Source organism: Catelliglobosispora koreensis DSM 44566 (assembly GCF_000379685.1).
Classification (GTDB): Bacteria; Actinomycetota; Actinomycetes; order Mycobacteriales; family Micromonosporaceae; genus Catelliglobosispora; species Catelliglobosispora koreensis.
This window is the reverse complement of sequence record NZ_KB903249.1, coordinates 346,818-359,934: the sequence shown is the minus strand read 5'-3', so window position 1 is coordinate 359,934 and position 13,117 is coordinate 346,818. Positions and strand designations below refer to the sequence as shown.

12 protein-coding genes are annotated in these 13,117 nt (G+C 65.4%); 6 read left to right on the top strand and 6 right to left on the bottom strand.

The features are described from left to right. Positions 1–55: 55 nt before the first annotated feature. Genes A3E1_RS0101690 through A3E1_RS38370 form a run of 4 tightly spaced genes read left to right on the top strand, consistent with a single transcriptional unit; the run spans position 56 to position 5,144 of the window. Positions 56–1,552 (top strand): DUF4331 domain-containing protein, encoded by a 1,497-nt coding sequence (locus A3E1_RS0101690; RefSeq protein ID WP_020519014.1) that lies wholly within the window; start codon positions 56–58, stop codon positions 1,550–1,552. Next, complete coding sequence (locus A3E1_RS44295) at positions 1,549–2,835, top strand: tetratricopeptide repeat protein (protein WP_020519013.1); 1,287 nt, start codon at positions 1,549–1,551, stop codon at positions 2,833–2,835. The genes A3E1_RS0101690 and A3E1_RS44295 overlap by 4 nt, the downstream gene beginning before the upstream one ends. Next, positions 2,832–4,448: a hypothetical protein gene (locus A3E1_RS38375; RefSeq protein ID WP_020519012.1), complete on the top strand. Its 1,617-nt coding sequence runs from the start codon at positions 2,832–2,834 to the stop codon at positions 4,446–4,448. Before A3E1_RS44295 ends, A3E1_RS38375 begins: the two co-directional genes overlap by 4 nt. 39 nt (positions 4,449–4,487) lie before the next feature. Continuing rightward, positions 4,488–5,144, top strand: a complete 657-nt coding sequence (locus tag A3E1_RS38370) for an FKBP-type peptidyl-prolyl cis-trans isomerase (protein WP_020519011.1) — start codon at positions 4,488–4,490, stop codon at positions 5,142–5,144. On the opposite strand, the gene A3E1_RS38365 is transcribed toward A3E1_RS38370, so the two are convergent. The 4 genes from A3E1_RS38365 to A3E1_RS0101655 all read right to left on the bottom strand — a co-directional run bounded on the left by A3E1_RS38365 (position 5,139) and on the right by A3E1_RS0101655 (position 8,618). Continuing rightward, on the bottom strand, positions 5,139–5,618 hold the full coding sequence (locus A3E1_RS38365; RefSeq protein WP_020519010.1) for a fasciclin domain-containing protein: 480 nt from the start codon (positions 5,616–5,618) through the stop codon (positions 5,139–5,141). The two genes, A3E1_RS38370 and A3E1_RS38365, sit on opposite strands and share 6 nt — an antisense overlap. A 44-nt stretch (positions 5,619–5,662) precedes the next feature. After that, complete coding sequence (locus tag A3E1_RS0101665) at positions 5,663–6,394, bottom strand: anti-sigma factor (protein ID WP_020519009.1); 732 nt, start codon at positions 6,392–6,394, stop codon at positions 5,663–5,665. Between the two features lie 163 nt (positions 6,395–6,557). Continuing rightward, positions 6,558–7,145, bottom strand: coding sequence for an ECF RNA polymerase sigma factor SigK (gene sigK / locus A3E1_RS0101660; RefSeq protein ID WP_020519008.1), 588 nt, complete (start codon positions 7,143–7,145; stop codon positions 6,558–6,560). Between the two features lie 78 nt (positions 7,146–7,223). Further along, the gene (locus tag A3E1_RS0101655; protein ID WP_020519007.1) at positions 7,224–8,618 is read right to left on the bottom strand and encodes a long-chain-fatty-acid--CoA ligase; all 1,395 of its coding nucleotides are present in this window, start codon (positions 8,616–8,618) and stop codon (positions 7,224–7,226) included. A 17-nt stretch (positions 8,619–8,635) separates the two neighbouring features. Between A3E1_RS0101655 and macS the strand changes: the two genes are divergently transcribed. Continuing rightward, entirely contained in the window at positions 8,636–9,733 is a 1,098-nt protein-coding gene (gene macS / locus A3E1_RS0101650) for a MacS family sensor histidine kinase (RefSeq protein WP_026207978.1), read from the top strand. Next, positions 9,730–10,389, top strand: coding sequence for a response regulator (locus A3E1_RS0101645; RefSeq protein ID WP_020519005.1), 660 nt, complete (start codon positions 9,730–9,732; stop codon positions 10,387–10,389). The genes macS and A3E1_RS0101645 overlap by 4 nt, the downstream gene beginning before the upstream one ends. Here A3E1_RS0101645 and A3E1_RS0101640 read toward each other — a convergent pair. Both A3E1_RS0101640 and A3E1_RS49015 read right to left on the bottom strand, forming a co-directional pair. After that, positions 10,379–10,885, bottom strand: a complete 507-nt coding sequence (locus tag A3E1_RS0101640) for a DUF1697 domain-containing protein (protein WP_020519004.1) — start codon at positions 10,883–10,885, stop codon at positions 10,379–10,381. The two genes, A3E1_RS0101645 and A3E1_RS0101640, sit on opposite strands and share 11 nt — an antisense overlap. Positions 10,886–10,948: 63 nt before the next feature. Then, positions 10,949–13,018, bottom strand: coding sequence for a cellulase family glycosylhydrolase (locus A3E1_RS49015; RefSeq protein ID WP_020519003.1), 2,070 nt, complete (start codon positions 13,016–13,018; stop codon positions 10,949–10,951). Between the last annotated feature and the right edge of the window lie 99 nt (positions 13,019–13,117).

Here is a 13,117-nt window from a genome sequence, read left to right as displayed (position 1 = left end):
TAAGCCATCTGACACTGGCCCATCCTCCGCAGTGGACGGTCACGAAGGCCGTCACATGAGAAAGCTTCTCGCCATCGCGGCTTTGCTCGCCGCGGTCTACCACCTCGCCCCCGTCGCCACGACAGCGTCAAGCCATCGTGAGGCGCCGCTCATCTCCAACGATCCAGCGGCCGACAACACCGACCTTTACGCCTTCGTCAGCCCAGACCGCCCGGGCTTCGTCACGTTCATCGCCAACTGGGCCCCGTTTAGCGCACCCGATGGCGGCCCCACCTTCTATCCGTTCGCGACAGACGCGTCCTATCTCATCAATGTCGACAACAACGGCGATGGTGACGCCGACGCGAGGTTCCGCTTCCAGTTCTCCACCATCGACAAGCGAGGCGGCTCCACGTTCCTCTACAACAACGGTCCCGTGACCTCACTGGATGACGAGAACTTGCTGTTCCGCCAGACGTACAGCATCGAGTCATCGTTCAACGGCGCACCGTTCAAGACCCGTGTCACCGGCGTCCCCGTCGCGCCCAGTCGCGTCGGCCCGGCCTCCATGCCGGACTACGGCACGCTCAGGCAACAGGCCACCGTCACGCTCCCCGGCGGCTGGCGCACGTTCGCGGGACAGGCCGACGACCCGTTCTTCCTCGACCTGCGCGTGTTCGACCTGCTCTACGGCGGCGATCTGAGCGAAGTCGGCAACGACACCCTCGCCGGATTCAACGTCAACACCATCGCGCTGGAGGTCCCGTTCAAGGACGTCGCCCTCAACGAAGACGGCGCCAAGAACCCGGTCATCGGCATCTGGACCACCACCGAGCGCACTAAAGCACAGGGCAACGGAACGGTTCAGGTTTCGCGTCTGGGCAACCCGCTCGTCAACGAGGTCGTCGTGCCGGCCGGGCTCAAGGACGGCTTCAACGCCTCGAAGCCAAGTCAGGACAGCAAGAATCCGCAACTGGTGCAGCGGGTGACCAATCCCGAAGTACCAGCGCTGCTTGAAGCCATTTATAAGCTGCCCGCTCCCGCGACTCCACGCGATGACCTGGTGGCGATCTTCCTAACCGGACTGCCGGACCTCAACAACCTGGCGGCCAACGCCGACATCAACAAGGCGAAGATCATTCCGTCGGAGATGCTGCGGCTTAACCTGAGCACACCGCAAGCCGCCGTGCCCAACCGCCTTGGCCTGCTCGGTGGCGACAACCAGGGCTTCCCCAACGGCCGCCGCCTGACCGACGACGTGGTCGACATCGGCTTGCAGGCCCTCGCCGGCGCGGCACGAACCGGCAAACTCGTCGACGCTCTCGCCAAGGGCGACGCCGTGGATGCCAACGACACCACGTTCAGCAATACGTTCCCTTACGTCGCACTGCCGAACACGACCCGTGCCGCCGGCGCTCCCGGCGGACCCGCCGCCAGCCCGAGCACCGCGCCAGCGTCTCTGTCCAGCATGGACACCAGCGACACCGTCGCCGTCCTGTCCGCTAGCGCGGCCGGGATCATGGGGTTGCTGCTGTTCGCCGGCTGGTGGCGCCGCCGCCGGTCGTACTCATGAAATACATCAAGGCGACGGCGGCCGTGGGGCTCACGGCCGCCGCCCTCCTCCTGCTGCTGGGGGCACTTTCCCCCACACCTAGTGGGTACTCGGTGAGCCCGCCCCCGGCGAACGCGATCGCCCAGATTCAGGACCGCCTAACCCGGACCCCCGGGCACTGGCCCCTGTGGGCACAACTCGGCCACCTCTACCTGGAGCAGGCGCGCGTGACCGCCAACCCGGCGTTCTACAACAAGGCTGAGGCGGCATTGAAGCAGTCAATCAAACTGAACCAGGCAGACAACTCCAGCGCCCTAACCGGTCTCGGCTCACTGGCCAACACGCGGCACGACTTCGCGAGCGCCGTCACGCTGGCACAGCAAGCGCTGAGCGTTAACCCGCACCACGCGCCCGCCTACGGCGTGCTCGCGGACGCTCAGACGCAGCTGGGACGTTCCGCATTAGCAAGTGAGGCGGTCCGTCAGATGCTCGACCTCGACCCCTCACTGCCCGCCCTGTCCCGCGCGGCCTACGACCACGAGCAGCACGGCCGCGTCGCGGAATCCACCGCGCTCTGGCACCGCGCTCTCCGCGACGCCCACGGCACGCAGGCGGCCTTTGTCCACGAACAACTCGGCAACCTGCACTACCACTCCGGCAACCTCCCCGCCGCCGAAGCCTCTTACCTGCAAGCCATCGCCTCCTTAAGCCCTGCGCGGTCCGCCGCAGGGTCGCCAGCGGCGCCGTCAGCGCCGTTGATCCACAGCCCGGGGGACGTGATCGAACCGCCTGTTGATCACGTCCTGCGGGATGTGGATCTCGCATCGCTGCCCGTGCTGGACGCGGCACGCGGCGTGGCCGGCTGGCACGGACTGGCCAAAGTGTCCGTCGCTCTTGGACAGATATCCCGCGCGAGACAGGTCTATGCCCTGCTCACGTCGGCCCGGCCGGATCCGGTGCTGTTCGCCGAATACGCGGCGTTGCTGACCGGCGCGGAACGTGAACAGCAGCTCGCCCTCGCTGACGCCGCGCTCGCGTTGCTCGCTGATGCCGGGTCACTTGATGACCTTGCCACTGCCGAGGTGGCCATCGCCCGCGGCGACTTCGCCAAAGCTGTCAGCCTGTGCGAACGCGAGTGGCAGCGCCGCCAGCACGCGGATGTCGCCGATCTGCTCGGCTGGTCGCTGCACCTGGCCGGACGCGACGCAGAAGCCATCGGGTTCGCCCGCCAGGCCCTGTCGCTTGGCATTCAGCACCGCGACTACCAGTCTCATCTGCGCGTGATCGAGGAGTCCCTGCGATGATCCAAGCTCTGCTGGCGCTGGCACTCGTACCAGCCCATCCGCTCGGCAACTTCTCCGTCAATCAGCTGGCCGAGCTGACGTTGCACCCCGACAAGGTCAGTGCCGTCGCCACGCTCGACTTGGCTGAATTGCCAACGCTGCAGCACCAAGCTGACGCCGCGAACACGTGCGCGGACTTCGCCCGCGATCTCGTCACCACCGTCGACGGGAAGCGGCTGACCTGGCAGATCACGGCCAGCACGCACACGGAAGAACCAGGCGCCGCGGGTTTACGCACGAGCCGGTTCACGTGCGATCTGGTCGCACAAACTGACCTGAGCGGTACAACTCAGGTGACCGTCGCGAACAGACATCTGCCCGAACGCGTTGGCTGGCGAGAGCTGACCGCCCGCGGGGCGGGAGTGGCCGTCGACGGATTGCCAGCGCGGTCCGTCACCGATGGCCTGCGCCGTTACCCCGACGGACAGCTGGACTCCCCGCTCGATGTTCGCGAAGCCACGTTGACGGTCCGTCCCGGCAACGGGACAGCCGCCCTCGGGGAATCCGCCGCGATCGCCACTCCTGGCCTGCTAACGCGCGCGGAACAGTGGCTGCAGCACAACGTCTCAGGCATCGAGCTGACGCTCTGGGTCGGACTGCTGGCGATCGGGCTCTCGATGGTGCTGGGGGCCGCTCACGCCGCTTTGCCCGGCCACGGCAAGACCGTCATGGCGATCTATCTAGCCGGCCGAGCGGGCCGTCGCCGCGACGCGCTCATCGTGGGCGCCACCGTCACGGCCACCCACACCGGCGGCGTGCTCGCGTTAGGACTCCTGCTGTCGACCACCACGTGGCTTGCAGGCGAAACCGTGCTCAGCTGGCTCGGCCTCCTCAGCGGCGCCGTCATCGTCGCCGTCGGCATCACCATGCTCCGCCGCCCCCACCACCATCCGCACCACCACCACCACCATCATCCCCACGGCACCAGCCCCCACACCCACGCACGGCACACCCACGCGCCGCACGACCACGGCGCCAGTCACGACCACACGCCGCATGCCCGCGCATCCCATGGCAACGCGCCACACAGCCATACGTCCCATGGTCACGCGGCACACGACCACAGCCACGCACACGCGACGCACGGCCACGGGCTCCACACCCACGGCCTCGTGCGGCACGCCCATCCATGGCGCGACCACGACCCCGGCCATCACGCCCACAGCCATGCACACGCGACGCACGGCCACGGGCAGGCTGCGCATGCCCACGGCCACGACGCTGGCTCGGGCCTCGATCGTGGCGCTGGAGGCGGGCACGGGACGGAGGTTCGTCCGGGCAAGAGGATGCTGGCGGCGCTGGGGGTGGCTGGTGGCCTGGTCCCGAGCCCATCGGCGCTGATCGTTCTCTTGGGCTCGATCGCGCTGGGGCGCACCGGGTTTGGCATCTTGCTCGTGCTCGCTTATGGGCTGGGCATGGCTGGCACGCTGACGCTCGCCGGGCTGACGTTGCTCTCGTTGCGCGACCGGTTCACGTGGCTGGCGCGTTTACTCACCCGGGCGCCGAGTGCGACGGGTGCGTTGGTGCTGGTGGTCGGGGTGGCTCTGGCGGTGAGATCGGCCGCTGCGATATAAAGTTGCGGCCGCCAGCCCCTCAATCACGGAGTTACAGACATGAGTAAGCGCGTTTTCACCCCGCCGCCGGGACAGGTTCTGACCAAGGCTGAGAAGCGGGACGCGGCAAAGGCCGCCAGGGCCCGTCAAGCCGCCATCGCCCGTCGCAAAGTCATGGGGAAGAACGCGCTCATCATCCTCGTGGTGGTCGGCGTCCTCGTGGGGATCGGCCTGTTCATCAAGAACCTCGTCGACTCGACCCCGACCGCGAGCCCGACACCCACGTCGGAACCGACAGCCGCACCGACCGCGACGGCCCCAGCGACCCCGTTCCCGGGCGTGCCCGCGGGCGCCAATGAGGCGCTCAAGACCAAGCCCGTGGTGGAAAAGCCCACCGGCACGGTCAGCGAACTGAAGGTCACCACGCTCATCGAAGGCACCGGCCCTGTTTCGGCCGCGGGCAAGAAGATCGTCGTGAACTACGTTGGAGTGTCCTTTAAGGACGGCACCGAGTTCGACTCGTCCTGGAAGAGCTCACGGACCTTCGAGGTGACTCTCGGGCAGGGCAGCGTCATCAAGGGCTGGGACCAAGGCCTTCTCAACATCAAGGCGGGCAGCCGCGTGCAGCTCGACATCCCGTCAGCGATGGCCTATGGCGACAACGGCCAGGTGCCCGGGGCCCTTCGCTTCGTCGTCGACGTCCTGTCGGTGTCATAGCACGGCATCGATGAGATAGATCGTGCCGTTGGTAGCGGGCACAGCTTCACACACGATGCGGGCAGTTTCGTTGACGAGACCATCTTCGGTGACCGTCAGCGAACTGCCCTGCATCGTTTGGTGAGTGCCCAGAAGCTGTTCTGGCGCAAGGTTTTGCGGCACCACGTGATAGGTCAGCAGATTCGTCAGCGTCACGTTGTCGGACAGGATCGAGGCGAGATCCTCGGGATTTAGCCGCTCGAACGCCGCGTCTGTTGGGGCGAAGACGGTGACGGCCGGGGCCTCGTTCAAAGCTTCGGTGCGTTCGGAAAGGCTGACCAGTTTGGTGAACATGTTGAGTTGCGGATGCTCGGCCACCGCTTGCGCGGCTGGAACACTGGCCGCCGACGGTGGCACGCACACGGGCTCAGAAGGCGACGGCGAAGGATCTGTTACGGCCAACGCCAGCAATACCTGAACCAGCAACAGCTTCATGTTTCCAGCCAACCTCACACGAGACGAGGCTGGCTGGAAAACGGTCAGGTCAGCGGGATTTGGGCGAGAATCGGCAGACTTGGGGTCACTGAGCCCCCGGGTGCTTCCATCGTCAGCCCCAGCACGTTCATCCCTCTAACGCCGCTTACGACGCGGGTGGCCGAGTTCTGATCCCGCACGAGATGCCCGGCGGGGTTCGGGTTGGCACCCTGGATCAGCCAGAACTGGTACACCTTGTTCCAGTCTGGAGTCTTGGCATCGCGAAGCATGATGACAGCCTGGTCGCGGCTCGGCGACATGGCGATCGTTAGCGTTCCTCCACCTTGGACGGCGCTCGTGCGCAGCACCGCGTCGGGCGCTGTGAGCACGGCTTCGATCCGCTGCGCCTCAGCGTGCGCCGAGATGCGCTGATCGCGCAGGCGAAGCTCCTGCACCGCGTAAACCCCTGCCGCCGCAACGATCGCAGCCACTCCCGCGGCGACGAGCATCCGTGTGCGATGGCGAATCATCGGCCCACGCCGCGACGAACGCCGCATCGGCGGCAACGCCTGCCGTGTGGACGCGATCTGGTTTAGCACTTGCTGGCGCAGCCGTGGCGGAGGGATCTCCCACGCGTCGTCGGCCAGACGGGCCGCTGTCTCGCGTAGCTCGGCGACCTCGTTGCGGCACACCGAACACCCGGCGAGGTGGTCGTCGAAGAGTTCCCGCTCGCCAGCGTCCAGTGCGTGAAGGGCGTAAGCCCCCGCGAGCGAATGAATATCCGTTGGAGCGCTCATGCCGAAGCCTCCCTTCGGTCGCCTTCGCCACGAGGCACTAAGCGCCCTGCAATCCCGATTCGCTCGGGCAAGCCCGCACCCACGCCGAACACTCCCTTCGGTCGCGTTCGCCGCGGGAGCCCAAGTCGCACCGCAATCCCGATTCGCTCGGGCAAGCCCTCGCTCATGCCACGCTCACCCCCAGACAGTCGCGCAGGCGGATCAGGCCGTCGCGCATCCTGGTCTTCACCGTGGGCAGGGCGGCTTCGAGGAGCTGGGCCACCTCGCTGTAGGTGTAACCGCCGTAGTAAGCCAGGGTGATCGCCTCACGTTGCAACTCGGTCAAGGTTTTCAGGCACCGCCGCACCTGCTGGCGTTCCAATCGGGCCGTAGCCTCCTCGACCACCACGTCATGCTGGGCTTCCCGCTCCGGGACCAGCCTTCGCACGCGGTCGGAGCCGGCCTGTTCTGAGCGCACGCGGTCGACGGCACGGCGGTGGGCGATGGTGAACACCCAGGCCGTGGCCGTGCCACGAGCCGGGTCGAACCGCCCTGCGGTGCGCCAAACCTCCACCATGACCTCCTGCGTGACTTCCTCGGCCTGTGCCGCGTCGCGCAGAACACGCCGGATCAGGCCGTAGACCCGCCCTGCGACAAGGTCGTAGAGCCGGGCGAAGGCCGCCTCGTCACCTTTGGCGGTCGCCCGTAGCAGGCTGTCTGCACCCTCACCGGGGTTTCCTGCGGCTGGTTCCCGTGAGGGAGCACCTTTCATCAACACCCACCTCTCCTGTCTTGAGACTGGTGTATCAGATTCGGAACACCGTCGCGAGTGGATGGGTCTATGCCGCGTTCACAGTGGAGGCTGGACTTCACGTCGCAGGATCTTGCCAGTCGCGGTTTTCGGGAGTTCGTCCACTAGCCAAATCTTGCGCGGGTATTTGTAGGCCGCGATGCGCTCCTTGACGAACGCCGACAGCTCCCCCGGCTCGGCCGTCATCCCGGGTTTGAGCGCTACGGCGGCGGCGACCTCCTCGCCGAGCGACTCGTGCGGCACGCCGATGACAGCGGCTTCGGCCACGGCGGGGTGCTCGTAGAGCACCTCCTCCACCTCGCGCGGATAGACATTGAGCCCGCCGCGGATGATGAGATCCTTTTTCCGGTCGACAATGTAGAAGTAGCCGTCTTCGTCCTGTTTCGCCAGGTCACCCGTGTGAAACCAGCCGTCGCGAATCGCTTCGGTGGTCGCGGCCGGGTTCCCCCAGTACCCCTTCATGATGTTCTCGCCCTTAATGGCGATCTCGCCGACGCCTTCAGAAACGTTGACCAGTTTCATTTCGACCCCGGATAGAGCCGTTCCGATCGATCCAGGCTTGCGTGGGCGGTCCGGATGGTTGAACGAGGCGATCGGCGAAGTCTCCGAAAGACCATAGCCCTCAAGGATCATCGCCCCAGTGGCTTCCTCGAACCCGTGCAGCAGCTCGACCGGCATCGGCGCGCCACCCGAAACACACAACCGAATCGAGCTCAGATCGGTCTTCTCGCGATCGGGATGGTTCAGCAATGCCGAATACATCGTTGGCACGCCTTGAAACACCGTGACCCGGTCCCGCTCAATGATTTCAAGAACCTTGCCAGGATCAAATTTTGGTACTAGGGACAAGCTCGCCCCCACAGCGAAGGCACTGTTCATCGCGGCGGTCTGCCCGAAGCTGTGGAACAGGGGCAGGCACCCGATCACGACGTCGTCAGAAGTCAAGTGCAGCAACGTGGTCACGTTGACCTCAGCGTTGCGGGCGAGGTTGAAGTGAGTCAGTTCCGCGCCCTTGGGGCGGCCTGTCGTGCCAGACGTGTAGAGGATGACCGCGGTGTCGTCATTGGACCGCTCGGTCAGCTCATAGGACGGCGTGTGTCCCGGCAGCAGAGCCGATGGCTCATCAAACAGAAGCGACGCGCCAGAGTCCCCGAGGTAGTAGTCGACTTCGCGCTCCTTGAGCAGCGGGTTCATCGGCACGACAACGGCACCCACGCGCAAGATGCCGTAGTAGATGGCCGGAAACTGAAGCAGGTTCGGCAATTGCAGCCCCACCCGGTCGCCGGGCTGAATCTCGCGCGCCCGCAGAAAGCCAGCGACCCGGGCCGATTGCTCATCGAGATCGGTGTATGTCCACGTCTGGTCCCCGGAACGGACCGCCGGGCGATCGCCGAACCGCCGGGCTGAATCGACTAAGTTCGCTGCAAGATTCATGCTGGTACTGTGCGCACGTGGGTCTTGAGGTGTCAATGTGGCGGGCGCTCACGGTTTTCCGCTTCGCGTCGCTCGGCTACGCCGCGATCCTCATGGCTAACAGTTTCCGGACTTATGAGCGGCCGTGGCTCGGCTGGGCCGTGCTTGGCGTGATGGCGGCGTGGAGCATTTTCGCCTCGATCGCCTATGCGGAGAAGAAGCGCCGGGGCTGGCCGCTGCTCATAGCCGATCTCGTTGTCACGCTAGCGGTGTTGCTCGCCAGCCAGTGGGTCATTCCACCCGTTCTGCTGCAAGGCGGTGCCGCGACGATCCCCATGGCGTGGGTCGCCTCACCCGTGCTCGCCTGGGCGAGCACGGGCGGCCGGCGCGCTGGGGTGTTCGCGGCGCTGACGATCGGTGCGGCTGACCTTTGGCTGCGCGGTTCGGTGAGCTATGCGACGGTCAACGCGACCGTCTTGCTCGTGCTCGCGGGCTTCGTCATCGGTTACGTCGTGCACCTAGCGCTGGAAAGCGAAGCGCGCATGCAAGCGGCCACCGAACTCGAAGCGGCGACGCGAGAACGGGAACGCCTGGCGCGCGGCATCCATGACGGTGTGCTGCAAGTGCTGGCGCTCATCGCGCGACGGGGTGCCGAGCTCGGCGGTGAAGCGGCCGAGTTGGGCAAGCTGGCCGGGCAGCAGGAGTCGGCGTTGCGTGCCCTCGTCAGCGTGCAGCAGCCCGCGCACCAAGCGGGAGAAGCTGACCTGCGCGAAACGTTGGGGCAGTTCGCCTCACCGCTCGTCGAGCTCGCCCTGCCGGCGACCCCGGTGCCCGTGCCACAGGGCGTCGCGCTGGAGTTGGCCGCCGCCGTTGGCAGCGCGCTCGACAACGTCAGGGTCCACTGTGGACCGGCAGCGAAAGCGTGGGTTCTGCTGGAACTCGAAGGGCCCGCCATCACGGTCACGGTCCGCGATAATGGGCCGGGGATACCCGAAGGGCGGCTGGATCAGGCCGCCGCGGAGGGCAGACTCGGCGTGGCACAGTCGATCGTCGGCCGCATGCGTGACATCGGCGGCACAGCCCTGATTACAAGCGCCGCGGACGGCACTGAAGTGGAGCTAAGGTACCCGAAATGACCAAGATCATGGTGGTCGATGACCATCCGATGTGGCGCGAAGGCGTGGCCCGCGACCTAGCCGAGGCTGGCTATGACGTGATCGCGACGGCAGGCGAAGGCGCCCAGGCCATCCGGGTTGGCGGCTCGCTGAAGCCCGAGGTGATGGTGCTCGACTTGCAGCTGCCGGACATGTCCGGAGTGGACGTCATCAAGGGCGTGATGGCCGCGCACCCCAACGTCCGCATTCTGGTGCTGTCAGCCAGTGCCGAGCATCAGGACGTGTTGGAGGCCGTTAAAGCGGGCGCGCTGGGCTATCTCGTCAAGTCCGCCGGGCACGACGAGTTCCTCGAAGCCGTACGCCGCACCGCCGAAGGCGACGCGGTCTTCACCGCTGGACTGGCCGGGCTGGTCCTCGGCGAATACCGCCGGCTCGCTGCCGCACCGGTTTCGTCAGGCTCAGAGAACCCACGGCTAACCGACCGTGAGACCGAGATCCTGCGGCTCGTCGCCAAAGGCTTGTCCTACCGTCAAATCGCGGACCGTCTCGTCCTGTCCCACCGCACGGTGCAAAACCACGTGCAGAACACGCTTGGCAAACTCCAGCTGCACAACCGCGTCGAGCTGGTCCGTTACGCGATCGAGCAAGGTCTCGACGACACACCGTCTAACTCGTGAGGTCGAGCATCTTCTGCACGGTGTTCCAGTTGCGAACCGTTGCCACCGCACCGATTTTGCGCGCTGGCGCGTCGGCGAGCAGTTTGCTGCGGCCCATGCCGTTGGGATACCACAGGTAGATTTCTTTGCCGTTGAGCACGAACTCATCCGGCGCGTAGACGGTGGGGTCGAGGTCTAGTTTGGACAATGGCGCATCCAGGAACGCCACGTTGAGCTTAGAACCCTCGCTGGCATGTTGCGTGAACGGATTGTTGGCCACGACCGCTTTCAGCTCTGCGTGCGTTCGCGTCATCACCCGTACGTCGAGCCCGAACACGTCTTTGATGAGCTTTTCTATGTCGGCAGCTTTGGCCTTGTCCACGACGACGTTTCCGCTTTGCAGCAACGTCTTCGGGTCGTTATAGCCACGTTCCTCTAACGCACGCTTCAGCTCGGCCATGGCGATCTTCTTGTTGCCGCCCACATTGATCCCACGCAAGAACACCGCTACCCGCATACCGCCCACGATATAGCTGGGCGGCGCCCCTGCGTGGAGCGCCGCCCGCCCTGTCCCCCAGTGTTAGCTTGTCGGGAAGTTATCCGGCGTGCGGATGCGGTCGCGAATCCAGACGCCCGCTGGCTTTAGCCGGCTCGTTCCGGCGAACGGCCCGCCAGGGCAGGTGCCGCTCGTGAACACGGCGCCGCTGCGGCTGTCGTCGGAGTAGTTCCAGTTGACCCAGCTAATCTTCTTGGCAGCCATCAGGTCGATGTAGGCCTGCGATTGCGTGAAGTTGTTGCCACCGTCGCCGGACGCGGTTTGCGTGCCGAATTCGGTGACGAACATGGGGATCGCGTCGGCTGCCCGCGACAGCGCGTTCAGGTAACTGCTGCCGTGTGAAGCCGCGTAGAAGTGGAAGGTGTACATGATGTTCGTGGCGTTCACGGGATTGTTGATGACCTCGGTCTCGCTGGCGCCATCAGAAACCCCGAGAGAAGACCAGGCGCGGGTACCCAGAAGGATCACCGAGTTGGCGTCCTCGGCCCGGATCGTTGGAATGATCTGGTGGTGGTAGTTACGAATGCTCGACCACGACACCCCGTTGGGCTCGTTGGCCACTTCGTAAATGATGTTCACCTTGTCCTTGTGCCGGTTGGCGATCTCGGTGAAGAACGTGCGTGCCTTGGTGAGGTTGACGTTCGGATCGCCCGGGGTCAGCATGTGCCAGTCCACGATGGCGTACAGCCCGCGTTCCGTCGCCTCTTCGATCAGGCCGTGCACCCGGTCGGTGAACAGCCGCGGGTTGGTGTCGTAGCCACCCTCCTGGATGTACATCGAGATCCGGATAACGTCAGCGTTCCAGTCAGTGGCCAGCGCGTTGAGCGAGGCGTCGTTGAGGCACTGGAAATACCACTGCAGACCGTGCGATGACATGCCCCGCAACTGAATCGGCTGGTTGTACTGGTTGCACAGCTTCGTACCGCAGACGTGCAACTGGCCGTTGACGGCCACCGGGGTTCCGGTGCCGCCAGACTGCGTCGTGCAGGTGACCGAACCGCTTCGCGGGGAACGGTTTCCGGCCGCGTCACCGGCGTCGACACTGAGCGTGTAGCTCGTGTTCGGCGTCAGACCGGTGATGCTGGCACTCGTTGACGGCGCGGTCGCGACGATGTTGGCGCCCGAGAACACGCGGTAGTTGGTGACACCGACGTTGTCGGACGAAGCGGCCCAGGTGAGGGTCAGGCTGCTGGAGCCAATGTTCGAACAGGACGGTGTGCCAGGCGTCGATGGCGGGGTGGTGTCCGGTGGCCCGGTCACGGAGGCGCGAATGCGGTCGAGGTTCGGCCCGCCGTTGACAGTCGTGGCCGTCGCGCGGATGAGGTTGCTGCCAGCGTTCAGATTCACGGTGACGAACACGTCGGCCCACGTGGTCCACGCGCCGGTGCCGGGGAAGTTCACGGTCGTGCCGTTGACGGACAGCGGCCGGTTCGCCGTCGTCCCGTTGGCGTACCGGAAAGTCAGCGTGGCCGAGCCAGCACTCGGCGCACTTATGGCACACTCCACATAGGACCCGGTGGCGTTGTCGTAGTTGACGAAACCGGTGCCGGTGAAGCCGGCGTGGTTGGACTCGACAACACCTTGCGAGATGGTGCAGTTCTCGGCCTGGTAGTCGGTGAAGTCCTGGGGCGGGGCGACTTCGAAGTCGGCGTAGTCAAGGTTGGCTGGCCCCGTCGCGGTCGTCGCCGTCACCTTGATCGTGTTCGAGCCCGCGTTCACTTGCGCGGTAAGTGTTTTCGTCGCCCACGTGGTCCACGCGCCGGTCGGGTTGAACGCGCTGGCCGCCTGGACGACCGTCCCGTTGACGGAGATGTCCGCTGGACGGTTCGCCGTGGTCCCGTTGGCGTAGCGGAGGGAGATCGTCGCTGTTCCAGCGTTCGCGGCGTTGACTGTCCACGTCGCACTGCCGCCGACAGCGTTGTTGGCGTTGCAGAAGCCGGTGCCGGAGAACCCGGCGTGGTTGGAGTCGATCGTGCCGTCACAGACAGCGGGAGAGGTCTCTGCTTCGTAGCGCACCGGTGCCGCGAGCGCGGCGGACTGAGCCGAGACGGCGAGCAACAGTCCAGCGGCGAGGAGCGCGATCGGTCTTCTCATGCCTGCTCCTGAGAATTGTTAGTCAGTCTTCCTAACATTTGCGCTTCACATTAATGCAACACTTGTCGATATGGAAGGCCGCCCCAAAACCGCCCAAGG